Source organism: Pseudomonas sp. M47T1 (genome assembly GCF_000263855.1).
Classification (GTDB): Bacteria; Pseudomonadota; Gammaproteobacteria; order Pseudomonadales; family Pseudomonadaceae; genus Aquipseudomonas.
Genome location: NZ_AJWX01000004.1, coordinates 137,715 through 161,582 on the forward strand (window position 1 = coordinate 137,715; position 23,868 = coordinate 161,582).

Below are 23,868 nucleotides of genomic sequence, written 5' to 3' on the forward strand. Positions count from 1 at the left end.
CCCTATTTGAGAGTTTTGGGTCAGAGGCACCCCGAGCATGATTGAACTCGAACAAGAAGATCCTATTCCGCAAGGCGATCTCGCCCTGCAAATAACCGCGTTACCTCGAGAGACCAACGGTTTCGGCGACATATTCGGTGGCTGGCTGGTCGCGCAGATGGACTTGGCCGGCACCGCCATGGCCAGCAAGGTAGCCGGTGGGCGCGTAGCCACGGTTGCCATTGATCGCATGGCGTTCCTGGTGCCGGTTGCAGTGGGCGCGCAATTGTCTTTTTATACCCAGACCCTGGAAATCGGCCGCAGCTCGATCCAGATGATGGTCGAGGTATGGAGCGACGATCCGCTGTCCAGCGAATGGCGCAAAGTCACCGAGGCTGTATTCGTATTTGTCGCCATTGATGGCAGCGGTCGCACTCGTTCGGTACCGCCACGTCGCTGAATATCGGCAAACTTGGCGGCTGTTTCAGGGTCAACTGAATATCTATTGGATTGGAAGCGAGAACTGCGCATGTCTACCCCCCAGGTCGAGTCGGTCAAACTGGATGAACTCAACTGCTGGCGTATCAGCCACAGCGGCGCCGAGCTGCTGGTTGCCCAACAGGGCGCGCAGATTCTCAGCTACCAGCGCGACGGCGAGCAGCCGCTGATCTGGCTTAATGAGCAGGCGGTATTCAAGCGCGGCACGCCGGTGCGAACCGGGGTCCCGGTGTGCTGGCCGTGGTTTGGCATCTTCGCCCGCAACCCGCAGTCCGTGCAGGGCATGTACAAGTCCGAGCCGGCCCCCACCCATGGCCTGGTTCGGGCGCTGGACTGGCAGTTGCACGGCATCGACAGCGCGACCGACGACAACCTGCGCATCGACTTCACCCTGCCCGAGGCCGAAGGCAAGCTGCCTGGCTGGCCGCACAAGGTGGCGTTGAAGCTGAGCATCGTGCTGGGCGACCACTTGGGCGTGAGCCTCACCAGCACCAACCTGGGCGACGAACCGGTCACCCTGAGCCAGGCACTGCACAGCTACTTCGCGGTCAGCGACGTGCGCGATGTGCACGTGGAAGGCGTGGCGGGCCTGAAGTACATCGAGACCCTGGAAGACTGGCAGGTGCGCGATCAAGCCAACGAACTGCGCTTTGCCGGCGAGACCGACCGTATCTACCAGCAGGTACCTGCACAGTTGACCATCGTCGACCCGGCCTGGAAACGCCGTGTGCGCGTGACCAGCAGCGGCTCCAATGCCGCCGTCATCTGGAACCCCTGGATCGACCGCGCCGCGCAACTGAGCGACATGGCCGACGACGGCTGGCAGCGCATGCTGTGCATCGAAACGGCCAACGTGATGGACGACGTGGTGATTTTGCTGCCGGGTGCCGAGCATACGCTGGGCTTCACACTGGTCAGCGAAGCGCTTTAAGCTCACAAAACTGTAGCCGCAGCCTGGTGGCAGCGGCTACGGGTTCGACGTGATGAGCGTTAGAGGTCAGCCTCTACCACCACCCGCACCTTCGACGCATCCATCGCGTACGCCGCATCGGCCATGTCATTGCTGACCTTCTCGACCTTTAACGTGCCAATCGCCCACAGCGGCGTGTAGATGTCGTCCAGTTTCAACCCCTTGGGGTAGCGGATCAGGATCATCTGGTTGGGCGGCGGTGGCGGCACGTGAATGCAGGCGCCCGGGTAAGGCACCAGGAAGAACGCGGTCGCGCGGCCCTTGGCATCGGTTTCCAACGGCACCGGGTAGCCGCCAATGCGAATGTTCTTGCCGTCCATTTCCGCCACGGTCTTGGTCGAATACATCACCGCCGGCAGGCCCTTGCTCTGCTTCAGGCCACCCTTGTGGGTGAAGTTGCCATCGCCCTCGGGCGTGTTGTGGGTGATTTCCGGCATGGCCTCCAGGGCCTTCTGGTCCGACTTGGGCATCAATGACAGCCAGTCGGTTTCCGGAAGCTTTTCGGCGGCATGCACGAGGCCACTGAGGGCCAGCAAGGTGGCAAATAGAAAACGGCGCATGAAGGGCCTCGACACGAAATGAGTCGAGCATTCTAGCCCTCTCTGCGCGCCAGCAGAGAGGGCCGTTGGGCGAATGTCAGTCTTTTTTGATCATGCCGTACAACACCAGCAGAATGATCGCGCCTACCAGCGCACCGAAGAAACCGGCGCCTTGCCCAGCCTGGTAGATGCCCAGCGCCTGGCCACCGTAGGTAGCCGCCAGCGAGCCGGCAATACCCAGCAGGATGGTCATGATCCAGCCCATGCTGTCGTCGCCAGGCTTGAGGAAGCGTGCGAGCAGGCCCACGATCAGGCCGATGAAAATGGTGCCGATAATGCCCATGTGAAACCCTCTGATTGACTGCATTAGCCAAAGCCTAGTCGTGCTTTGGCATCCTGCCATCAGAGGGCTCCCGGGGCCCGAGGTTCCCTGTCAGTCGCCAATCAGGGCTTCGACGGCCTTGATCTGCTGTTGCAGGGTAGCCATGTCGGCGCTGCGCAGGGTGGCATGGCCTACCTTGCGACCGACCTTGAACGCCTTGCCATAGTGATGCAGGTGGCAGTCGGCAATCGAGATGACCTTGTCCACTGCCGGTACTTCACCAATGAAGTTGAGCATGGCGCTTTCGCCCACCTTGGCGGTCGAGCCCAACGGCAGGCCGGCTACGGCGCGCAAGTGATTCTCGAACTGGCTGCACTCGGCGCCTTCGATGGTCCAGTGCCCGGAGTTGTGCACGCGCGGGGCGATTTCGTTGGCTTTCAGGCCGCCGTCGACTTCGAAGAACTCGAACGCCAGCACGCCCACATAGTCCAGGTGCTTGAGCACGCGCGAGGCGTAGTCTTCAGCCAGGCCCTGCAACGGGTGGTGAGTGCTGGCCACGGACAGGCGCAGGATGCCGGTTTCGTGGGTGTTGTGCACCAGCGGGTAGAAGCGGGTTTCGCCATCGCGAGCACGCACGGCAATCAGCGACACTTCGCCGGTGAACGGTACAAAGCCTTCCAGCAGGCACGGCACGCTGCCCAGCTCGGCGAAGGTACCTTCGACGTCAGCCTGGCTGCGCAATACCTTCTGGCCCTTGCCGTCGTAACCCAAGGTGCGGGTTTTCAGCACGGCGGGCAGGCCGATGCTGGCAACGGCCGCGTCCAGGTCGGCTTGCGACTGGATGTCGGCAAAGGTAGGCGTTGGCACGCCCAGGTCCTTGAACATGCTCTTTTCGAACCAGCGGTCGCGAGCGATGCGCAAGGCATCTGCACTCGGGTACACCGGCACGAACTGCGAAAGGAACGCCACGGTTTCAGCCGGAACGCTTTCGAACTCGAAGGTCACCAGGTCGACTTCGTCGGCCAGCTGGCGCAGGTGGTCCTGGTCGCCGTAGTCGGCACGCAGGTGCTCGCCCAGCGGCGCGGCGCAGGCGTCGGGCGCCGGGTCCAGAAAAGCGAAGTTCATACCCAGCGGAGTACCCGCCAGGGCCAACATGCGGCCCAGCTGGCCGCCACCGATAACACCGATCTTCATGAAAGAGCCTCAGGCCTGACGCGGGTCTGGATTGTCCAGCACGCTGTCTGTCTGTTCAGTGCGGAATTGCTTGAGCACGGTGTGGAACTGCGGGTGCTTGGCGCCCAGGATGCTGGCCGACAGCAGTGCTGCGTTGATGGCGCCGGCCTTGCCGATGGCCAGGGTAGCCACTGGCACGCCCGCTGGCATCTGCACGATCGACAGCAGCGAATCGACGCCCGAAAGCATGGAGGACTGGACCGGCACGCCCAGCACAGGCAAGTGGGTCTTGGCCGCGCACATGCCCGGCAGGTGGGCAGCGCCACCGGCACCGGCGATGATCACTTCGATTCCGCGGCTTTCCGCTTCCTCGGCATACTGGAACAGCAGGTCGGGCGTACGGTGGGCCGAAACCACGGTGACTTCGTACGGGATACCGAGCTTGTCCAGCATATCGGCGGTGTGGCTAAGGGTGGACCAATCGGACTTGGAGCCCATGATCACGCCAACCAGTGCACTCATCGTCGAGCCTCTTCTCTTGGGCGCCCGCAGGCGCGTCAAAAAACAACAAGCCACGCAGGAAACCCGGCGTGGCTTGTTATACGAATTATGGCCGGTAAAACCGACCGAAGGCCGCGCAGTATACCGCAAAGATCGTGGATAAATAGACCTTCTATCAGCGCTAAAAACAGCAGTTTTGCTGACTTTCAAGTCAACGCCCGACACTCTGCGGTCACCATGTTTTATGTGGGAGCGGGTTCTACCCGCGAACAGAGCACCGCGAGCTTTCTGACCTACTGCGGTGTGCTTTTCGTGGGCAGAGCCCACTCCCACAAGAAGGCCGGCGCCTACCACGCACGGCGTAGGAGCCGACTATAGTCGCGAGGCAGACGACGCGGTTTTACGTTCAGGTGTTGCGTTTGAGCTGGCGGCGCAACCGGTAGTTGTCCGTGATCAAGAAAATGATCAAAACAAGGTTGAGGAAAGCAAAACCTTCCTGGCCCATCTGGCTCCAGAACACCCAAGCCAGAAAAGATACAACCAGGGCCGTGACCAACAACAAAAGCGAGTCTTTCATGCATTCATCCTTAAAGCCTGCCTGATGCAGGTAATCCCAAAAGCCCACACAACTCCGTAGCCTGGCGTCAGCGGCTACGTGGCTGGGGTGCCCGCCGCACCACCTTCCAGCTTGCGCCACAACAGGCGCACGTTGGCCTTGCGCACCAGCGCACATCTATACAGGCGAATCTCCAGCGGCACGTGCCATTGCGGCCCGCCGCACACCACCAGTTCGCCGCGCTTGAGTTCGGCCTTGGCGCTCAGGTGTGGCACCCAAGCGATGCCCAGGCCTTCCAGGGCCATGCTTTTCAAGCTATCGGCCATGGCCGTCTCGTACACCGTGGTGTAGCGCAGGTTGCGCTGGCGCAGCAGCAGGTTCACCGAGCGCCCCAGGAAGGCGCCGGCGCTGTAGCCCAATAAAGGAAAGCTGATGTCGTGCTCAAGGTCATACAGCGGGTTGCCGTCGGGGCCTGCCGCGCACACCGGGATCATCTCGGTGTGGCCCAGGTGCAGCGACGGGAAAATCTCCGAGTCCATCTGCAAGGCAGCGTCCGGGTCATAGAAGGCCAGCATCAAGTCGCAACCGCCTTCACGCAACGCATGCACGGCGTCCCCAACGTTGGTGGCCACCAGGCGGGTGGCGATGTTCAACCCTTCGTTGCGCAACTGGGCTATCCAGTGCGGAAAGAAGCCCAGCGCCAGCGAGTGGGCCGCGGCTACCTGCATCACTTCGCCTTGCCCGCCTTCCAAGTGATGCAAATGACGCAACACTTCGCCCAACTGCTCCACCACGGTTCGGGCGGTCACCAGGAACAATTGCCCCGCTGCCGTAAGCTCGATGGGCGTGCGTGAGCGGTTGACCAGTTGCAACCCCAAGGCGGCTTCAAGGCTGCGGATTCTGCGACTGAACGCCGGCTGCGTGACAAAGCGGCGTTCGGCGGCCTGGGAAAAGCTGCGTGTGGCGGCCAGGGCACTGAAGTCCTCCAGCCATTTACTCTCAAGATTCATCAGCGACCTCCAGGGCGCCATACGTTTCGGACGACTGATGCGTCACACGACCCATTATGCCGTTTATGCATAGGGCAGTGTGCAACAGCATTGGCCGACGATTGGCCACAAGCCTAGCATTGGCAGCGTTCCGGCACATGCCGGGTCCACATTGAGATTATCTCTATCATGTCCTCCGCTGCATCACCGCGCATCGAAAAAGACCTGCTTGGCGTTCTCGAAGTCCCCGCTGAAGCGTACTACGGTATCCAGACCCTGCGGGCGGTAACCAACTTCCGTCTCTCCGGCGTCCCGATCTCGCACTACCCCAAGCTGGTCGTGGGCCTGGCCATGGTCAAACAGGCCGCAGCCGACGCCAACCGCGAGCTGGGCCACCTCAGCGATGCCAAGCACGCCGCCATCAGCGAAGCCTGTGCTCGGCTGATCCGCGGCGACTTCCACGAGCAGTTCGTGGTGGACATGATTCAAGGCGGCGCTGGCACTTCAACCAACATGAATGCCAACGAAGTCATCGCCAACATCGCGCTGGAGGCCATGGGCCACAGCAAGGGCGAGTACAAATACCTGCACCCCAACAACGACGTGAACATGGCGCAGTCGACCAACGACGCCTACCCCACCGCGATCCGCCTGGGTCTGCTGTTGGGCCACGACGCCCTGTTGGCCAGCCTCGACAGCCTGATCCAGGCGTTCGCAGCCAAGGGCCAGGAATTCTCCCACGTACTGAAGATGGGCCGTACCCAGCTTCAGGACGCGGTACCGATGACCCTGGGCCAGGAATTCCGTGCTTTCGCCACCACGCTGACCGAAGACCTCAACCGTCTGCGCAGCCTGGCGCCGGAGTTGCTCACCGAAGTGAACCTGGGCGGTACCGCCATCGGCACCGGCATCAACGCCGACCCGCGCTATCAGGCCCTGGCCGTGGCACGCCTGGCCACCATCAGCGGCCAGCCACTGGTACCGGCTGCCGACCTGATCGAAGCCACCTCCGACATGGGCGCCTTCGTGCTGTTCTCCGGCATGCTCAAGCGCACGGCGGTCAAGCTGTCGAAGATCTGTAACGACCTGCGTCTGCTGTCCAGCGGCCCGCGCACCGGCATCAACGAGATCAACCTGCCGGCTCGCCAGCCAGGCAGCTCGATCATGCCAGGCAAGGTCAACCCAGTGATCCCGGAGGCCGTGAACATGTGCGCCTTCGAAATCATGGGCAACGACCTGGCGCTGACCATCGCAGCCGAAGGCGGCCAACTGCAACTGAACGTGATGGAGCCGCTGATCGCCTACAAGATCTTCGACTCGATCCGCCTGCTGCAGCGCGCCATGGACATGCTGCGCGAGCATTGCATCGTCGGCATCACCGCCAACGAACAGCGCTGCCGCGAACTGGTCGAACACTCGATCGGCCTGGTTACCGCACTGAACCCGTACATCGGCTACGAAAACGCCACCCGTATCGCCCGCGTTGCCCTGGAAACAGGCCGTGGCGTACTGGAACTGGTACGCGAGGAAGGCCTGCTGGATGAGGCAAGCCTGGAAGATATCTTGCGCCCAGAGAACATGATTGCTCCACGCCTGGTGCCTCTGAAGGCCTGACCTTCGGCACCATGCTGTAACACCGCTCACCAGGTCGAGGGACTAGACACCTCTCACCTTTTGAGGGCCCCGGGTTTAACCCCGCGGGCCCTTTTTTTTGTCTGGGATTTTTTGACGCCTGTTCAGAAATGCCTGCTTTTGCGCGAGCTGGCTTGCCCAACAAGCTGTTAAAGGGCCAAAAGCTCGCTGGCAAGCCCGCTCTCAAAAAAGCGGTTGCTTGCAGCGTCAATGTTATCGTTCCACCGGTAAAACAGACTGGCAACTTGCCGGTATTCCCACCGTTACTTCAAAAAGCACCCTTTTCTCGCAGTTACACAACGTGCGCTCAATGAGTGTGCATATCCGTGCCATATAAGAAACTTTGTTTCACCTGTAAAACGCACAAGTTTTAATCAACATTACCTAACCAATTAATATTAAAGGATTTTTCTAATCAGTTAGAAATAGCGGCCAACTGGCATTGTTCATGCACTAAACGTCGTATCACCTATAAAACAGACCAGAGACCTTCCCCAATGGCTGTGAAAGAGCTGTACGCAATCGCCCCGCAATGGAATCAAACCGCTGCCAAGGAAGACCTGGAGCCGACCGAGATCGAGTTCCGCCAGGTCGGCAAGTGCTTCCCGGCCAAGGGGAAGTCTGAAGCGCCGTTCGCCATTCGCCATGTCAATTTCAAGATCCGTCGTGGCGAAGTGGTTTCCATCATCGGCCCGTCCGGTTGTGGCAAGAGCACCATCCTCAACATGGGTTCAGGCCTATATCGCCCTACTGAAGGCGAAGTCTTCGTGGGCGGCGAGGCTGTTACCGGACCCGTGCGAAAAGTGGCGTTCATGCTGCAGAAGGACCTGCTGATGCCCTGGCGCAGCATCCGCCGCAACGTGGAGCTGGGCCTGGAGATCCAGGGCATGGCCAAGGACAAGCGCAAGGTCATCGCCGAAGATCTGCTCAACCGCTGCCACCTGCAAGGCTTTGCCGACCACTACCCCTTCCAGTTGTCGGGCGGCATGCGCCAGCGCGCAGCGTTGGCCCGCACCCTGGCCATCGACCCGCAGGTGCTATTCCTCGACGAGCCATTCTCGGCCCTCGATGCCCAGACCAAGATGATCCTGCAGCAGGACCTGGCGCAGATGCTGTACCAGGAAAAGAAAACTGCGCTGTTCATCACCCACGACCTGGTGGAGGCCATCGCCATGTCCGACCGCCTGCTGGTGATGAGCGCCCGCCCCGGCACCATCGTCGAGGAAATCGTGGTTGACCTGCCGTACCGCAACAACCCGCTGGAGCGCCGCAAGCTGCCGGAAATCGGCCCGCTGGCCGGGCGCCTGATGGAACTGCTGAAAGTCGGCGAAGACACCGAACTGCATTGATCACCGCCTCACGGCCATCAACCGATTCTGGAGCACGCATGTTCAAGTCCCTGTTCAACACTACCCTTCTTGCCGCTGGCCTGGGCCTGGCGGCACTGGCTCAGGCGCAGACCGACGTTACCTACCTGCTGCCGGCGCCACCGAACTCGCCTGCGTTCGCGCCCTGGGTCATTGCCAAGGAAAAGGGCTACTACAGCAGCAAGGACCTGAACGTCGAGTTCATCGCCGCCAAAGGCGGTGTCGACGTGGCCAAGCAGATCGGCGCCGGTAACGCCATGGTCGGCGGCGCTATCGGTGACACCCCGATAGTGGTGCGCGCCAACGGCATTCCGGTACGTGCCGTGGCCGTACTGGGTGCGGGCGGCGTGACCATGATCGCCACCAACGCCGACGCCAACATCAACTCCATCCAGGATCTCAAGGGCAAGACCCTGACCGTGATGTCCTACTCGGACACCACCTATTACGCCCTGCTGGCTTCGCTGCGCAAGGCCGGCCTGGGCAAGGACGACGTCAACGTGCAAGCCGCCGGCCCCGCCGGTGTGTGGCAGCTGTTCTCGGCCAAGAAGGCCGAGGCCATGGCCGGCGTGCCGGACTGGGTGGTAGATGCCCAAAGCGCGGGCTTGAACGTGAAGCTGATTCCCCAGGATCAGGTGTTCGAGAGCATGGCCCAGGCCATCCTTGCCTCCGACGACGCCATCAAGAACCACCCTGACGTGGTGCGCGGCATTGTCCAGGCCACCCTGCAAGGCATGCGCGACATCATTCAGGACCCGCACGCCGCAGCCATCACCTTCGCCAAGGCGGTGCCCGCCTACGCCGGCAAGGAAGCCGAGCTTGAGAAGGTCTTCACACTCTACGTGGACAACGTCTACGCCCACCAGACCGTGCTGGGCCAGATCGACCCGGCGCGCCTGGACAAGGTCCGTCAGTTCTACGTGAGCGAAGGCATTGTCGCCAAGGAGCCCAAGCTCGAAGACCTCTACACCAACCAATTCATCGACACCACGACGGCCGCCAAGTAAGCCGCAGGACAGAGAAAGGTATTAACCGATGAGACGTCTGAACCCCTCCATGCTCGGCAGCGCCGCGCTGCTGATCCTGTTTCTGCTGGCCTGGCAATTCGGCCCCGGCATGCTCGGCATGCCCGAATTTGTCATGCCCAAGCTCAGCCGCGTAGCCCAGGAAACCGTGGCCATGTGGGGCACCAGCGGGCTGCTGAAACACACGCTGATCACCGCGTTCGAGATCATCGTAGGCTTCGGCCTCGGCGCAATGCTGGGCGTGATGATCGGCGTGTCCCTGGGCCTGTCGCCTTCGGCCGAAGCCATGCTGTCGCCGTACATCCTGGCCCTGCAAATTGCCCCGAAAGTTGCCTTCGCCCCACTGTTCGTCATGTGGCTGGGCTACACGATTTATCCCAAGATCCTGATCGCCATCCTGATCGTGTTCTTCCCAGTGATGATCAACGTGCTGTCGGCGATCCGCACCGTGGACCCGGACATGATTAACCTGGTGCGCACCATGAACGCCAGCCGCTGGCAGATCTTCCGCTTGGTGGAGTTCCCCTCGGCCATGGCCGCGCTGTTCTCCGGCTTGCGCATCGCTTCCACCCTGGCAGTCATCGGCGTCACCGTCGGTGAGCTGGTAGGCGGCAATCAGGGCCTGGGTTTCCTGCTGGTAGACGCCGAGGGCCAGGGCAACACCAGTGGCGTGTTCGTGGCCATCGTCATGCTGACCCTGATCGGTGTGCTGGCCTACGGCGCGGTGGTCTGGGCCGAAAAACGCGTCCTGCACTACATGCCCAAAGCCATGCTGAGTACCCAATAATGAAGCCCTCCATTCGACTGCTCGAAGGCCGCCGCGTGCTGGTCACCGGTGGCGCCCGCGGCCTGGGGTTTGCCTTCGCCGAATCCATCGCCCGCGCCGGTGCCCGCGTGGTGATTGCCGACATCCTGGCTGACCGCGTGCAACAGGCTGCTGCCGAACTGCTGGCCATGGATCTGGACGTCACCGGCCTCACCGTGGACCTCGCCGACCCGGCCTCCATCGATGCCTGTGTCACCGCTGCCTGCCAGCAACTGGGCGGCCTGGACGGCCTGGTCAACAACGCCTCGGTGACCAACTCCGGCGGCAAGACCTGCGAAGAGCTGGACATCGACACCTGGGACACGGTGATGAAGGTCAACGTGCGCGGCACCTGGCTGATGACCAAGGCTTGCCTGCCCGCCCTGCGCCAGAGCAGCAACGGCGCGGTGATCAACCTGGCGTCCGACACCCCGCTGTGGGGCGCCACCAACCTGCTGGCCTACGTGGCCAGCAAGGGCGCCGTCATCGCCATGACCCGCAGCCTGGCCCGCGAGCTGGGCAAGGACAACATCACCGTCAACGCCATCGCCCCCGGGCTGGTGCTGGTGGAGGCCACCGCCTACGTGCCTGACGCGCGCCACCGCCTGTACACCGAGCAACGCGCCCTGCAACGCGCACAACTGCCCGAGGACGTCAGCGGCGCTGTGATCTTCGCCCTATCCGACCTTGCCCGCTTCATTACTGGACAAACCCTGCCGGTCAACGGCGGGTTCATCATGCCCTGAGAAGGAGACAGCCGTGACTGATCTATCCGCACAGCAAGAAACCCCGAAAAGCTGGGAGCAACCAGAAGGCAGCAGCCTGGAAGCCTGGATGCAGACCCGCATAGCCCGTTACGAGACGCGCAAGTACGACTGGAATGCACTGAAGTTCCAGGCCGACTACGACCCCAAGTACCGCCGTGCGCAAATGCGCTACATCGGCACCGGCGGCACCGGCGTGTCCACCGACATGAACACCATCCCTTCAGAGAACTTCACCTTCTCCACCATGGTGATCCCGGCCGGCCACGAAGGCCCGTCGCACCTGCACACCGACGTGGAGGAAGTGTTCTTCGTGTTGCGCGGCAAGCTCAAGGTGGTGATCGAAAAGGACGGTGAGCGTTACGAAACCATCCTCACCGACCGCGACGTGATCTCGGTGCCGCCAGGCGTGTACCGCGAGGAAATCAACATCGGCGATGAAGACGCGCTGATGTGCGTGATGCTCGGCGCCAAGAAGCCAATCACCCCAACCTATCCGCCAGAGCATCCTCTGGCCTCGATCAAGCGCGGTTGAAGCCATGTTGCACGCCACTGAAAACCTCGACCCCAGCGCTGAATTGCAAAGCCTGCTGGCCAGCGGCTTCCCCCAGCGACTGCTGAGCGTGGCCGGCGGCCAGCAAGCCGTGCGCGAAACCGGCAGTGGCCCCGCCGTGGTGCTGTTGCACGGCATAGGTTCGGGCGCCGGTTCCTGGCTGGAAGTGGCGATGCAACTGGGCCAGGGCGCCCGGGTAATTGCCTGGGACGCGCCTGGTTACGGCGAGTCAACGCCGCTGGCGCCCACCGCGCCACGCGCCGAGGACTATGCCGAGCGTTTGATGCAGACGTTGGACTCGCTGAACATCCAACGCTGCGTATTGGTAGGCCATTCGCTGGGGGCCATCACCGCCGCTGCGTTTGCCGGCCTGCACCCGGAACGCGTCAGCCGCCTGGTGCTGATCAGCCCGGCCCGCGGCTACGGCGACCCTGCCCGCGAAATTCAGCGCCAGCAGATTCGCAGCAAACGCATCACCAGCCTGGAAACCCTGGGCATCGCGCAAATGGCTGCCCAGCGCAGCAGCGCCATGCTCTCGCTACGCCCAAGCGCCAAGGCCCTGGCCTGGGTGCGCTGGAACATGTCACGCCTGAATCAACAGGGTTATCGCCAAGCCATCGAACTGCTGTGCGGCGATGACCTGCTGCGCCACGCCCCGCTGCCGGTGCCCTGCGAAGTGCACTGCGGCGAAGCCGACGCCATCACTGCCCCCGAAAGCTGCCTGACCCTGGCCAAGGCCCTGGGCGCCAGCTTCAACCTGATCGCCGACGCTGGCCACGCCAGCCCCATAGAACAACCCTCCGTGGTGGCAGGCCGCCTGGCCTTCGCCCTAAAGGAATCCCAGACAGGTAGTGCTCAATGAATGACTCAGATCTGACCAAAGACGGGCAGGACAAATACATCGTCCCGGGACTTGAGCGCGGCCTGTTGCTGCTGTGCGAATTCAGCCGGGCAAACCGCACCCTCACTGCGCCGGAATTGGCGCGCCGCCTTGAACTGCCGCGCTCTACCATCTTCCGCCTGCTGACCACCCTGGAAACCATGGGCTTCGTGACCCGTAGCGGTAACGAGTACCGTCTGGGCATGTCGGTGCTGCGCCTGGGCTTCGAATACCTGGCGTCGCTGGAGCTGACCGAACTGGGCCAGCCACTCTTGGCGCGGCTGTGCGACAAGCTCAACTACCCAAGCAACCTGGTGGTGCGCGATGGCCGCTCCATCGTCTACGTAGCCAAGGTGTCGCCACCCTCGGTGTTCTCCAGCGCCGTCAACGTCGGCACCCGCCTGCCCGCTCACGCGACGGTGCTGGGCCGCATCCTGCTGGAAGATCTGTCCTTGGCCGAGCTGCGCGAGCTGTATCCCGAGGAGCATCTGGAACAGCATTCGCTGTGTACGCCCAAGACCGTGCTGGAACTGTTCGACCTGGTGCAGGCCGACCGCCAACGCGGCTACGTCAGCGGCGAGGGCTTCTTCGAATCGGCGATTTCCACCGTGGCCGCGCCGGTTCGCGATCACAGCGGCCACATCGTCGCCGCCCTGGGCGTGACCATACCCACCACACAGATCGGCCACGTCAACTTCGAAGAAACCCTGGCTCAGGTCCGTCGCAACGCCGACGAACTCTCGCGTCTGCTCAACTACACCCCCACCCACGGCAGCCGCGTCACTGCGCTGATGAGGGACTGACATGAGCCTTTATCAAATTCAGGGTTGCACGGCGATCGTCACCGGCGGTTCCTCCGGCATCGGTTTGGCCTGCGTGGAACTGCTGCTGGAAGCCGGCGCCAATGTGGCCTTCTGTGGCCGTAACGAAGACCGCCTGCGCAGCGCCGAAGCCGATCTGCGCGCCCGCTTTCCTGACGCCCGATTGCTTGCACAGGTATGCGACGTACTCGATGCCACCAGCGTGCAGGCGTTCGCCACGGCCAGCGAAGCGGCCTTCGGCCCGGCGCAGATGCTGATCAACAACGCCGGCCAAGGCCGCGTGTCGACCTTCGCCGACACCACCGATACGGCCTGGACCGAGGAGCTAAACCTGAAGTTCTTCTCGGTGATTAACCCGGTGCGTGCCTTCATGCCCCAGCTTGAAAGCACCTCGGCCGCATCCATCGTCTGCGTGAACTCGCTACTGGCCAGCCAGCCCGAAGCGCACATGGTTGCCACTTCCGCCGCCCGCGCCGGGTTGAAGAATCTGGTGCGTTCCATGGCCACCGAGTTCGCCGAAAAAGACATCCGCGTCAACGGAATCCTCATCGGCCTGGTGGAATCGGGCCAATGGCGCCGCCGCTTCGAAGCGCGCGAAGAGCGCCACCTCGACTGGGCCCAATGGACCGCGCAACTGGCCCAACGCAAACACATTCCCCTGGGTCGCCTGGGCCTGCCCGTAGAGGCAGCCCGCGCCATCCTGTTCCTGGCTTCGCCCTTGTCGGCTTACACCACAGGCAGCCATATCGATGTTTCTGGAGGCCTGTCCCGCCATGCGTAACGACAACCAAGTCACCGTAGGTGCTGCTATTACCGCGTTCCTTGAACAGTGCGACGTAAAGGCCGCGTTCGGGGTTATTTCCATCCACAACATGCCGATCCTCGATGCCTTCGCCGTGCGCGGCAATATTCGCTTTGTCATGGCCCGCGGCGAAGCTGGCGCCACCAATATGGCCGATGCCTACGCGCGCACCACTGGCGGGTTGGGTGTGTGCCTGACCTCCACCGGCACCGCTGCCGGCAACGCAGCGGGCGCCATGGTGGAAGCACAGACCGCCGGCACGCCTTTGCTGCACATCACTGGGCAGATCGAAACCCAGTACTTGGACCAGGAGTTCGCCTACATTCACGAAGCCCGTGACCAGCTAACCATGCTCAAGGCGGTGTCGAAAGCCGCCTTCCGCGTGCGTAGCGTGGAGACCGCGCTCAGCACCATGAAGCTGGCGGTGCAGACCGCCCTCACTGCGCCTACCGGCCCGGTCAGCGTCGAGATCCCGATCGACATTCAGTCGACTTTCATCACCATGCCCACCGACCTTGCGCCACTGCCAATCCCCATTGCGGTGCCTGCACCCGAAGCGCTGGACGCTCTGGCTGAACGTATGGCCGGCGCCAAACGCCCCATGCTGTGGCTGGGTGGCGGCGCGCGTCACGCCGGCAAGCAAGTGAAGCGGTTGCTGGATATGGGTGTCGGTGTCCTCACCTCTACCCAGGGCCGCGGCGTAGTCAACGAAGACGATGAACGCTGCCTGGGCGCCTTCTCGCAGAACCGCGCCGTGGAACAGTTCATGCAATCGTGCGACGTGCTGTTGGTAGCCGGTTCGCGCCTGCGCTCCAACGAGACCTTCAAGTACGCCCTGAAACTGCCGCAAACCACCCTGCGCATCGACGCCAACCCCGCCATCGAAGGCCGCAGCTACAGCAGCGACCAGTTTGTGTGCGGCGACACGGCGCTGGCGTTGGACGGTTTGGCCGACCGACTGGAAGGTCGCCTGAATATAGACCCAATGTTCCACGTGGAACTATTGCAGGTGCGCAGCAAGTCACGCATCCAGCTGAATGCCGATCTGGGCCCCTACACCGCCTTGGTGGAACAGCTGCAAGCCGTCACTGGCCGCAACTTTTCCTGGGTCCGCGATGTAACCCTGTCCAACAGCATGTGGGGCAACCGCCTGATCAACCTGTTCCACCCACGTGCGGGTGTGCATGCGCTGGGCGGTGGTATCGGCCAGGCGTTGGCCATGGGCATCGGCGCCGCCGTTGCCGCCGCCGAAACGGCGCCTGAGCGCAGAGTGTTCGCCCTGGCCGGCGACGGCGGCTTCATTCTCAACCTGGGTGAGCTGGCGACCCTGGTGCAGGAAAAAGCCAACGTGGTGATCCTGCTGATGAACGACCAGCGCTATGGCGTGATCCGCAATATTCAGGACGCCGTATACGGCGCTCGCCACGCCTACGTGGAACTGCACACGCCGGACTATTCGCAGCTGGCCGAATCCATGGGCCTGCGCCACGCGCTGGTCAGTGACCTGAAAAACTTCGGCGGCGTGATCGAAGGCGCACTGGCCGAGCCCGGCCCGTTCCTGCTGGAAGTGGACATGCTGGCCGTGGGCGCTTTTGCCACTCAATTCGCCGGCCCACCCAACAGCGAAACCAAGGCTCAGAAGGCCACTGCTTGAGGACCTCCCCATGCTGCATATCACCATGATCGGCTGCGGCGCCATTGGCGTCGGCGTGCTGGAGCTGCTGGAGAAGGACCCTACCCTGTGCGTTGACCACGTCATTGCCTCGGCCGGTTCCGAAGACCTGGTGCGTCAGCGCCTGGCCAGTTTCAACAAGCCGCCGCAGGTGCTCACCGCCTTGCCCGCCGATGCTCGCCCGGACTTGCTGGTGGAGTGCGCAGGCCACCGGGCCATCGAAGAACATGTGCTTCCGGCACTGGAGCGCGGCATCGCCTGCCTGATCGTTTCCGTGGGCGCCCTGTCGGAAGTGGGCCTGGTAGAGCGGCTGGAAGCAGCCGCCGAACGCGGCCAGACACGCATCGAGTTGCTGCCCGGCGCCATCGGTGGCATCGATGCGTTGTCGGCCGCCAAGGTCGGCGGCCTGGATGCGGTGAATTATGTCGGACGCAAACCCGCCCGCGCCTGGAAGAACACGCCGGGCGAGTTGGTCTGCGATCTGGACACCCTCACTGAAGCCACGGTGATCTTCCAGGGCAGCGCCCGCGAAGCCGCCCAGCTTTATCCGAAGAACGCCAACGTCGCCGCCACCCTGTCGTTGGCTGGCCTGGGCCTGGACCGCACCCACGTCACGCTGATTGCCGACCCGCACAGCGACGAGAACGTGCACCAGTTCGAAGCCCGTGGCGCCTTTGGCGGTTTCGAGTTGAGCCTGCGCGGCAAGCCGCTGCTGGCCAACCCAAAGACCTCGGCCCTCACCGTGTACAGCGTGGTCCGCGCCCTCGGCAACCACGCCCACGCGATTTCCATCTAGGGGATGAACATGACCTTGGAACAGACGTTACCCATCTGCATCGCCGGCCAATGGCGCCTGGGCCGCGGCGAGCGCTATGCCTCCCGCTACCCCGCCACCGGCGAACCGGTAGCCTGGCTCAACGCCGCCAGCCTGGAAGACGTGGAGGATGCCGTGCGCGGGGCCCACGAGGCATTCCTTCATAGCGGCTGGGCCCAGCGCAAACCTCACGAACGCGCCACTGTGCTGTATCGTATTGCCGAGCTGATTCGTGAGCGCGGCGAAGAACTGGCCCAGTTGCAACGTCAGGACAACGGCAAACCCATTAGCGAAACCCGCGCGCTGGTGGCCAGCGCCGCAGGCACTTTCCAGTTCTTCGCTGCCGCCTGTGAAACCCTGGAAGAAACTATCACCCCGTCGCGCGGCGACTTCGTCACCATGAGCGTCTACGAGCCCATGGGCGTCGTGGCCGCCATCACGCCGTGGAACTCGCCCATCGCCAGTGAAGCGCAGAAAGTCGCGCCGGCGTTGGCGGCAGGTAACGCGGTGGTGATCAAACCGGCGGAAATCACCCCGCTGCTGGCCCTGCAACTGGCACAGATCTGCGAAGACGCCGGCCTGCCCAGGGGGCTGGTCAGCGTGTTGCCCGGCAAGGGTTCTGTGCTGGGCGACGCCCTCACCCAGCACCCGTTGATCAAGCGCGTATCGTTCACCGGCGGTACCAAGACCGGCAAGCACATCGCCCACATCGCCGCCGACAAGATGATGCCGGTGTCGCTGGAGCTGGGCGGCAAGTCGCCCACCATCGTGCTCGACGACGCCGACCTGGACCACGCCGTGGCCGGAGTGCTGTACGGCATTTTCAGCTCTTCGGGCGAAGCCTGCATCGCCGGCTCGCGGCTGTTCGTGGCGCGCTCGCTGTACGAGCCATTCATGGAGCGGCTGGTGGCCGGCGCGGCCAAACTTCGCCTGGGCGACCCAGCAGACGAAACCACGCAAATGGGCCCGCTGATCAGCGCCAGCCACCGCGAATCGGTGGAACGCTACGTGGCCCTGGGCCTGGCCGAAGGCGGCAGCCTGCGCCTGGGCGGCCAGCGCCCAGTGGGTGGCCTCTATGACAACGGCTACTTTTTCCCGCCCACCATCCTCGAAGGCCTGAGCAACAGCCACCAAACCTGCCAGGAAGAAATTTTCGGCCCGGTGCTGGTGGCCATGCCTTTCGACGACGAACCCGAGCTGGTCGAGCAAGCCAACAACAGCCTGTACGCCCTGGCGGCCGGCATCTGGACCCGCGACTACAAGCGCGCGTGGGCCCTGGGCCGCAAGATTCAGGCGGGCACGGTGTGGATCAACACCTACAAGCAGTTCTCCATTTCCACCCCGTTCGGTGGCTGGCGCGACAGTGGCCTGGGCCGTGAAAAAGGCCGGCTGGGCATCCTGCAATACATGGAACAGAAGAGCCTCTACTGGGGCATGAATGAACAGCCATTGGCCTGGGCCAACGGCCACTGAGAGGTAGCGTGATGAGCGTTTTAGGTATTGATGAAGTCACCTACGGCGTCGAGGACCTGGCCACCTGCGCGCGTTTCTTCAGCGACTGGGGCTTGGCCAAGGTCAGCGAACAGGCTGACGAGGTGATCTTCGAGACCCTCAATGGCTGCCGCGTGGTGCTGGCCGCCATCGACAAGCCTGGCCTGCCGCCCGCCATCGAAGCCGGTTCCACAGTGCGCGAAGTGGTGTGGGGCGTGGAAAACGAAGCCGACCTGGCCATGTACAGCGAGCGCATCGCCAATGACCCGAACTTTGTCGAAGGCAACGGGCGTATCGGCTGCACCGACCCCAACGGCCTGGCGATCCGCCTGCAGGTCACGCGCAAGCGTGGGCTGGACATCGAGTGCAGCGGCCACAACACCTGGCAAACCAAGGGCCGCATCAACAAGCCGGCGCCGATCTACGACCGCGCCACGCCTATTGAAGTCGGCCATGTGGTGTTCTTCGTCACCGACGTGAACGCCTGCGAAGCCTTCTACCATGAACGTTTTGGCTTCCAGGCCTCCGACCGCTACCCCAACCGCGGTGCCTTTCTGCGCACCGCCGAGGAAGGTGGCCACCACGACCTGTTCATGCTGCAACTGCCCGCCCCGCGCGCCGGCCTCAACCACGTAGCCTTCACCGTGCGCGACGTGCACGAAGTGTTCGGTGGCGGCATGCACATCTCGCGCAGCGGCTGGGCCACCGAAATCGGCCCGGGGCGGCACCCGGTGTCGTCGGCGTTCTTCTGGTATTTCAAGAACCCCGCTGGCGCGCTGATCGAGTACTACGCCGACGAAGACCAACTGACCGGCGAGTGGGAGCCGCGTGAATTCGAGCCGGGCCCGACCGTGTTCGCCGAATGGGCGATTGCCGGGGGCATCGACGGCAATACGCGCCGCCAGCAACACGTGGAAGCGCCACAGGGCAAATTCCTCACCGACAAGCCCAAGGAAGGTGGCCAGCGATGAGCGAGACGCTGCTGCTGACCGTGCTGCTCAAGCACGACCAATCCAAGAACCTGGAGGACATCCAGGGCCACATGAAAAAAATGGACTGGTGGGAAAGCTTCCCGCCCCAAGGCGTGGAAGTGGTGAGCTGGACCGTGGCCATGGGCCTGGGCCAGATCGTCACCCTGCGCCTGCCGCCCAGCCTGCTGGGCAAGGTCAATGTCGAACTGGAGCGCGCCGCCTGGGGCGTGTTCCGCACCGAATGCTACGCCACTTATGACTTTGTGCCCGTGCGCGAAATGATCCGCGAACGGGTGCGCAACGGAGGCCAATGACATGAGCACCACCGAACCGTACGTACAGCCTCATCAGGCGCGCAAGCGCCCCAACACCCAGTTCGAAGACCTGTTGGGCGACTCCATCGAGCGCGCCTTTGGCAGCGGCATCGCCGAACTGCCCGCATTGCTGGCGCACTTGAACCATGCCGGCCCGCCCTGCCCGCTGACCACCGGCGAGTGGACCGAAGACGCGTACAAGACCCTGATGGCCCGGCTGGGCGCGTAAGACGCCCGAGGTAGAAGAACATGAATATGCACGTGACCGCTGACCCTGTTGAGAACCTATTGGCCAACGGCCTTAAAGACCTGTGGTTCCCCGTAATACCGTCCGAACTGCTGGGCGAAAAACCAATGTCGGTGCGTCGCCTGGGCTACAAGATCGCCCTGTGGCGCGACAACGATGGCAAGGTGCACGCCTTGGAAGACCATTGCCCGCACCGCGGCGCGCCATTGTCCCAAGGGCCGGTGCTGGGCGACCGCTTGCAGTGCCCTTACCACGGCGTGGAAGTGCGCTGCGACGGCACTGTCACCAAGGTGCCCGGCAGCCCTGGCTGCAAACTGGAAGGCGCCCGTCCTACCCGCATGTTCCATACCCGCGAGGCCGCTGGGGCAATTTTCCTGTTCAACGCCACCGACCCGCACCTGCATACCCCACCGGAGTTGGTACTGCCCGAGCAACTGACCTCGCCGCAGTGGAGCAGCTTCATCTGCTACACCGAGTGGAAAGGTGACTACCGCTACGTGCTCGACAACGTCATGGACCCAATGCACGGCACCTACCTGCACAAGATGTCCCACTCCATGAGCGAAGGCGAAGCCACCGCCAAGTTCGTCACCCGCGACACCGACCAGGGTTTCTTCTTCGAGAAGGAAGGCCAGCGCGGCGTCAACTTCGACTGGACCGAATTTCTCGACAACGGCTGCCACTGGCTGCGCCTGGAAATCCCCTACCCGAAAACCGGTGGGCCTGGCGGCAACTTCACTATCATCGGCAGTTACACTCCCAGCAGCCCCTCGCTGGCCGCTGTATTTCACTGGCGCGCCCGCCCACTGACCGGCTGGCAGCGTGACACCTGGCGCTTCCTCTACAAGAACCGCCTGGAGGCGCGTCACTGGGCCGTACTGGAACAGGACCGGGTGTTGCTGGAGTTCATGGAGCCGGACGCCAACCAGCGGGAAAACCTATACCAGCATGACTTGGGTGTGGTGCGTTTGCGTCGCTACCTGAAGAGCCAGGCCAAGGCCCAGCTTGAACTCATCGAAGCGAAGCAACTGCCATGAGCGCGGCCGTTCAGCGTGTGCGGGCGTCGAACTTGACCGAACTGGCCAGCGCCAGCTGGTCCAACGCCCTGCTGATCGGCAACGAGGTGGTGATGTCCGGCATGACCGGGCATCCCGCCACCCGCATCGCGGCCCAGGCCGGCGAACCGCTGGGCGCCTACGCGCAGACCTTGCTGGTGCTGAACAAGGTACTGGCGCTGGTGGAAGCTGCGGGTGGCCACATCGGCAACATCTACCGGCTGACCCTGTACGTCACGGCCATTGCCGACAAGGATGAAGTGGGCCGCGCACGCCGGGATTTTTTCAAGGACTTTGCCCATTTCCCTACCTCCACCCTGGTCGAGGCCAGCGCCCTGGTGTTCCCCGAACTGGTGGTGGAAATCGAAGCCGGTGCCCGACTCGATGTTGATCTACGCACGGCGCAGGAGAGCTGAACCATGTCCAATACCAACACCATCACCGCGCTGGTGCACACCCTGCGCTACGAAGCCGACGGCATCATCAGCGTGGAACTGCGCCCTTGGGGCGACACGGTTTTCGTGCCATTCGACGCCGGTTCGCACATTGACCTGCACCTGCCCAACGGCCTGGTGCGCAGCTACTCCCTGCTCAACTCGCCCGCTGACCAGGGTCGCTACGTGGTCGGTATCCTGCGCGACCGCAAAAGCCGTGGCGGCTCGGAATATGTTCACGCGCAACTACGCGTAGGCATGCAATTGCAGATCTCCCAGCCGCGCAACAATTTCACCCTGGACGTAAACGCCCGGCACAGCGTGCTAGTGGCAGGCGGCATCGGCATCACGCCGATTTACTGCATGTTTCGCCAGTTGCTGGCCTTGGGCAAATCGGCGCAACTGATCTACTGCGCCCGTTCGCGTGGCGAGGCGGCCTTGATTGAAGAACTGATGGGGCTGGGTGCCAAGGTGGTCTACCACTTCAACGACGAGAAAGGCATGCCGCCCGACTTGGCCCATTACCTGGCGGGCCAGCCTGCGGACACGCACTTCTACTGCTGCGGGCCTACGCCCATGCTCGATGCGTTCGAACGCACGTGTGAAAGCCTGGGTTATCCACATGCCCACATCGAGCGCTTCGCCGCCGCCGAACTGCCGCCCAGTGACGAGGCGCAAAGCAGTTACAGCGTTGAGTTGAGCAAGTCGGGGAAAACAGTGAATGTCGAACCCGGGTTGAACTTGCTGGATGTGCTGTTGGAAGCAGGTTGCGATATTGAATACAGTTGTCGCGAAGGGGTATGTGGCTCTTGTGAAACCAAAGTGGTAGAAGGTGAGATTGATCACCGCGACGGTGTATTGACCAAAGCGGAACGTGCCGCCAATAAATCAATGATGGTGTGCGTATCAGGTTGTAAAAGTCGAAGATTGGTTTTGGATATATAACTTTCCGGAGCCGGCCTTCAGCGCCGGCTCTTTCTTATCCCATCGACTATTGATGATGGGAGCGCACTCTGCCCGCGAAAAGAGCGCCTCGATAAGCCTGATACCCTGCGGTGCTATCTTCGCGGGTAGAACCCGCTCCCACGTTCAAAACCCAGCGGTTACGTGCGCCATCTTGAGGAACGCGTGCACTAAAGAAGCACCCTCCTGTTACCCGGTATGTCGTATGTTTCAAGGGCGGTACGCTGACAGGCGTTTTATATATAAATCATTGAAAATAATGAGTTTTATTTTAAAGGTACGATTTACAGACAATGGCATAGTTCCTGCTAAATCAATAGCGGGTTCATACATAATACAATGATCCACCCATAAAACACTGAACCCCCACATTCAAGGTGCACCACCACCGCTCGCCATGTGAGCGACGGCAAAGTGTTGCCGGTCGATTGGCAAACCGTACAACTTCGCAGGGTTGGGGATATACATGAAAAAGTCCGTGATTGGCCTGGGTTTGATCTTCACCAGCATTACCGTGATGGCGGCCGAACCCGGCCCCGCAGCTCCCGATGTACCCAGTGACGTTAAAAAACCGTTCCCGCATATTTCATGGCGCAGTGATGATGGCGACAGCAGCCTGGATATCGGCGGCGCACTGCGTACCAACTACCGCGACGAACATTGGAAAACCACCGAGAACAACGGCCGGTTCCTGTTCGATACGTTCCGCCTGGACGTGAAAGCCACTTATAAACAGGCTTACGGTGACGTCGGCTATTGGTTCCAGGACGATGGCAAGCATTCGGTCGACCACGGATTTGTCGGTTACCACATCAACAACGCATCGAATCTGCAGGTAGGGGCGCCGTTCAAACCCTTCGGCCTGGAACCTTACCCACAGTTCGGCTGGAGCTATCACATCCCCTTCTTCATGGGCTATGGCGTCAGCGCCGGCACCGGCCTGAAGTACAGCTACAAGGACAAGGACTGGGACCTGCAACTGGGCTACTTCCCCCGCATGCTGCCCTCTGATATCCGCTATTCGCCGGAAATCGGCCGGTACGCGGACTTGAACGACAACGCGGTGGCCGTCACCCAGTCGCGCCAGGACAACGAGAAGCGCAACCAGGTCAACGCCCGCGTGGCGCGCACCTTCCGCGGCAGCGACTGGAGCAGCGAAATCGGCGCCTCGCTGGCGGCTTCGCAACTGTACAACGCCACCACCGATGACAACGGCAGCTATTGGGCGGGCGGTGTGCATGCCATCTTCAACAAAGGCCCGTGGACCGTCACCGGCCAGGGCATCCGCTACGAGTACGACCCCAGGAACCCCACCGGCGTGAGCAATGACTCGGTTCTGATGGGCGGCAACGGCCTGACCCCGGCCTACCTCATCGCCGCCAAGGCTACTCTCGCCTCCTTGAACGTCGGCTACGACATCTACACCCCAAGCTTGGGACAACTGAAGAAGATCAAGCTCTACAACGACTACAGCCGCATGATGAAAGACAAGAGTGGCTGGGACGACTCACAGATGTTCACCGTGGGCGCCCAGTTCATCGCCATGCCGATCATGGCCTGGGTCGACTTCACCTGGGCAAAGAACGCCAACCCCTTCGGCGGCGCGGAGAACGGCACCGGCTGGACCAGCACCTCGTCGAGCGGCAGCAACCAGTGGTATTACCGTACCAACGTAAACATTGGTTACTACTTCTGACAAACCCGAAACGCCAACGCGGTTTGTCCGTCACT

The 23,868-nt window shown here is 62.3% G+C and carries 27 protein-coding genes; 21 read left to right on the top strand and 6 right to left on the bottom strand.

Going from position 1 to position 23,868, the window contains the following annotated elements:
- Positions 1-37: 37 nt before the first annotated feature.
- Both PMM47T1_RS06375 and PMM47T1_RS06380 read left to right on the top strand, forming a co-directional pair.
- Positions 38-439: an acyl-CoA thioesterase gene (locus tag PMM47T1_RS06375; protein WP_008366910.1), complete on the top strand. Its 402-nt coding sequence runs from the start codon at positions 38-40 to the stop codon at positions 437-439.
- Positions 440-508: 69 nt separating this feature from the next.
- Positions 509-1,408, top strand: coding sequence for a D-hexose-6-phosphate mutarotase (locus PMM47T1_RS06380; RefSeq protein WP_008366912.1), 900 nt, complete (start codon positions 509-511; stop codon positions 1,406-1,408).
- Between the two features lie 59 nt (positions 1,409-1,467).
- Here the strand turns inward: PMM47T1_RS06380 and PMM47T1_RS06385 are convergent, their stop codons facing one another.
- The 6 genes from PMM47T1_RS06385 to PMM47T1_RS06405 all read right to left on the bottom strand — a co-directional run bounded on the left by PMM47T1_RS06385 (position 1,468) and on the right by PMM47T1_RS06405 (position 5,548).
- Positions 1,468-2,007, bottom strand: coding sequence for a DUF3299 domain-containing protein (locus tag PMM47T1_RS06385; RefSeq protein ID WP_008366913.1), 540 nt, complete (start codon positions 2,005-2,007; stop codon positions 1,468-1,470).
- A 76-nt stretch (positions 2,008-2,083) separates the two neighbouring features.
- On the bottom strand, positions 2,084-2,329 hold the full coding sequence (locus PMM47T1_RS06390; protein WP_008366915.1) for a GlsB/YeaQ/YmgE family stress response membrane protein: 246 nt from the start codon (positions 2,327-2,329) through the stop codon (positions 2,084-2,086).
- A 90-nt stretch (positions 2,330-2,419) separates the two neighbouring features.
- The gene (locus PMM47T1_RS06395; RefSeq protein ID WP_008366916.1) at positions 2,420-3,502 is read right to left on the bottom strand and encodes a 5-(carboxyamino)imidazole ribonucleotide synthase; all 1,083 of its coding nucleotides are present in this window, start codon (positions 3,500-3,502) and stop codon (positions 2,420-2,422) included.
- Between the two features lie 9 nt (positions 3,503-3,511).
- Positions 3,512-4,003: a 5-(carboxyamino)imidazole ribonucleotide mutase gene (gene purE / locus PMM47T1_RS06400; RefSeq protein ID WP_008366918.1), complete on the bottom strand. Its 492-nt coding sequence runs from the start codon at positions 4,001-4,003 to the stop codon at positions 3,512-3,514.
- A gap of 385 nt (positions 4,004-4,388) precedes the next feature.
- Positions 4,389-4,559 carry a hypothetical protein gene (locus PMM47T1_RS30070; protein ID WP_008366920.1) on the bottom strand — a complete coding sequence of 57 codons (171 nt, stop codon included), beginning with the start codon at positions 4,557-4,559 and terminating at the stop codon, positions 4,389-4,391.
- A gap of 74 nt (positions 4,560-4,633) precedes the next feature.
- Positions 4,634-5,548 carry a LysR substrate-binding domain-containing protein gene (locus tag PMM47T1_RS06405; protein WP_008366922.1) on the bottom strand — a complete coding sequence of 305 codons (915 nt, stop codon included), beginning with the start codon at positions 5,546-5,548 and terminating at the stop codon, positions 4,634-4,636.
- A gap of 168 nt (positions 5,549-5,716) precedes the next feature.
- On the opposite strand from PMM47T1_RS06405, the gene PMM47T1_RS06410 reads away from it, so the two are divergent.
- The 19 genes from PMM47T1_RS06410 to PMM47T1_RS06500 all read left to right on the top strand — a co-directional run bounded on the left by PMM47T1_RS06410 (position 5,717) and on the right by PMM47T1_RS06500 (position 23,833).
- The gene (locus PMM47T1_RS06410) at positions 5,717-7,141 is read left to right on the top strand and encodes an aspartate ammonia-lyase (protein ID WP_008366923.1); all 1,425 of its coding nucleotides are present in this window, start codon (positions 5,717-5,719) and stop codon (positions 7,139-7,141) included.
- Positions 7,142-7,656: 515 nt separating this feature from the next.
- Positions 7,657-8,508 carry an ABC transporter ATP-binding protein gene (locus PMM47T1_RS06415; RefSeq protein WP_008366925.1) on the top strand — a complete coding sequence of 284 codons (852 nt, stop codon included), beginning with the start codon at positions 7,657-7,659 and terminating at the stop codon, positions 8,506-8,508.
- 38 nt (positions 8,509-8,546) lie between these two features.
- Entirely contained in the window at positions 8,547-9,533 is a 987-nt protein-coding gene (locus PMM47T1_RS06420; RefSeq protein WP_008366926.1) for an ABC transporter substrate-binding protein, read from the top strand.
- 28 nt (positions 9,534-9,561) lie between these two features.
- Positions 9,562-10,338 (top strand): ABC transporter permease, encoded by a 777-nt coding sequence (locus PMM47T1_RS06425; RefSeq protein ID WP_043300804.1) that lies wholly within the window; start codon positions 9,562-9,564, stop codon positions 10,336-10,338.
- Positions 10,338-11,102, top strand: coding sequence for an SDR family oxidoreductase (locus PMM47T1_RS06430; RefSeq protein ID WP_008366931.1), 765 nt, complete (start codon positions 10,338-10,340; stop codon positions 11,100-11,102). The genes PMM47T1_RS06425 and PMM47T1_RS06430 overlap by 1 nt, the downstream gene beginning before the upstream one ends.
- Before the next feature lie 13 nt (positions 11,103-11,115).
- A complete protein-coding gene (locus PMM47T1_RS06435) occupies positions 11,116-11,655 on the top strand; it encodes a cupin domain-containing protein (protein ID WP_008366933.1) in 540 nt (179 codons plus the stop codon).
- 4 nt (positions 11,656-11,659) lie between these two features.
- Complete coding sequence (locus tag PMM47T1_RS06440) at positions 11,660-12,535, top strand: alpha/beta fold hydrolase (protein ID WP_008366935.1); 876 nt, start codon at positions 11,660-11,662, stop codon at positions 12,533-12,535.
- A complete protein-coding gene (locus tag PMM47T1_RS06445) occupies positions 12,532-13,356 on the top strand; it encodes an IclR family transcriptional regulator (RefSeq protein ID WP_008366937.1) in 825 nt (274 codons plus the stop codon). Before PMM47T1_RS06440 ends, PMM47T1_RS06445 begins: the two co-directional genes overlap by 4 nt.
- A gap of 1 nt (position 13,357) precedes the next feature.
- Positions 13,358-14,155: an SDR family oxidoreductase gene (locus tag PMM47T1_RS06450; protein WP_008366938.1), complete on the top strand. Its 798-nt coding sequence runs from the start codon at positions 13,358-13,360 to the stop codon at positions 14,153-14,155.
- Complete coding sequence (locus tag PMM47T1_RS06455) at positions 14,148-15,830, top strand: thiamine pyrophosphate-binding protein (protein ID WP_008366940.1); 1,683 nt, start codon at positions 14,148-14,150, stop codon at positions 15,828-15,830. The genes PMM47T1_RS06450 and PMM47T1_RS06455 overlap by 8 nt, the downstream gene beginning before the upstream one ends.
- Positions 15,831-15,840: 10 nt before the next feature.
- Positions 15,841-16,644, top strand: coding sequence for an aspartate dehydrogenase (locus PMM47T1_RS06460; RefSeq protein ID WP_008366941.1), 804 nt, complete (start codon positions 15,841-15,843; stop codon positions 16,642-16,644).
- Positions 16,645-16,653: 9 nt separating this feature from the next.
- Positions 16,654-18,135, top strand: coding sequence for an aldehyde dehydrogenase (locus PMM47T1_RS06465; RefSeq protein WP_008366944.1), 1,482 nt, complete (start codon positions 16,654-16,656; stop codon positions 18,133-18,135).
- A gap of 11 nt (positions 18,136-18,146) precedes the next feature.
- Positions 18,147-19,124, top strand: a complete 978-nt coding sequence (locus PMM47T1_RS06470) for a VOC family protein (protein ID WP_008366945.1) — start codon at positions 18,147-18,149, stop codon at positions 19,122-19,124.
- Positions 19,121-19,438 (top strand): hypothetical protein, encoded by a 318-nt coding sequence (locus PMM47T1_RS06475; protein ID WP_008366947.1) that lies wholly within the window; start codon positions 19,121-19,123, stop codon positions 19,436-19,438. The genes PMM47T1_RS06470 and PMM47T1_RS06475 overlap by 4 nt, the downstream gene beginning before the upstream one ends.
- Before the next feature lies 1 nt (position 19,439).
- Positions 19,440-19,667, top strand: coding sequence for a recombinase-like helix-turn-helix domain-containing protein (locus PMM47T1_RS06480; protein WP_008366949.1), 228 nt, complete (start codon positions 19,440-19,442; stop codon positions 19,665-19,667).
- A gap of 20 nt (positions 19,668-19,687) precedes the next feature.
- Positions 19,688-20,722 (top strand): aromatic ring-hydroxylating oxygenase subunit alpha, encoded by a 1,035-nt coding sequence (locus PMM47T1_RS06485; RefSeq protein WP_043300805.1) that lies wholly within the window; start codon positions 19,688-19,690, stop codon positions 20,720-20,722.
- Entirely contained in the window at positions 20,719-21,156 is a 438-nt protein-coding gene (locus PMM47T1_RS06490; RefSeq protein ID WP_008366952.1) for a Rid family hydrolase, read from the top strand. Before PMM47T1_RS06485 ends, PMM47T1_RS06490 begins: the two co-directional genes overlap by 4 nt.
- 3 nt (positions 21,157-21,159) lie before the next feature.
- Positions 21,160-22,119, top strand: a complete 960-nt coding sequence (locus PMM47T1_RS06495; protein ID WP_008366954.1) for a PDR/VanB family oxidoreductase — start codon at positions 21,160-21,162, stop codon at positions 22,117-22,119.
- 484 nt (positions 22,120-22,603) lie between these two features.
- Positions 22,604-23,833, top strand: a complete 1,230-nt coding sequence (locus PMM47T1_RS06500) for a hypothetical protein (RefSeq protein ID WP_008366955.1) — start codon at positions 22,604-22,606, stop codon at positions 23,831-23,833.
- The last annotated feature ends 35 nt before the right edge of the window (positions 23,834-23,868 follow it).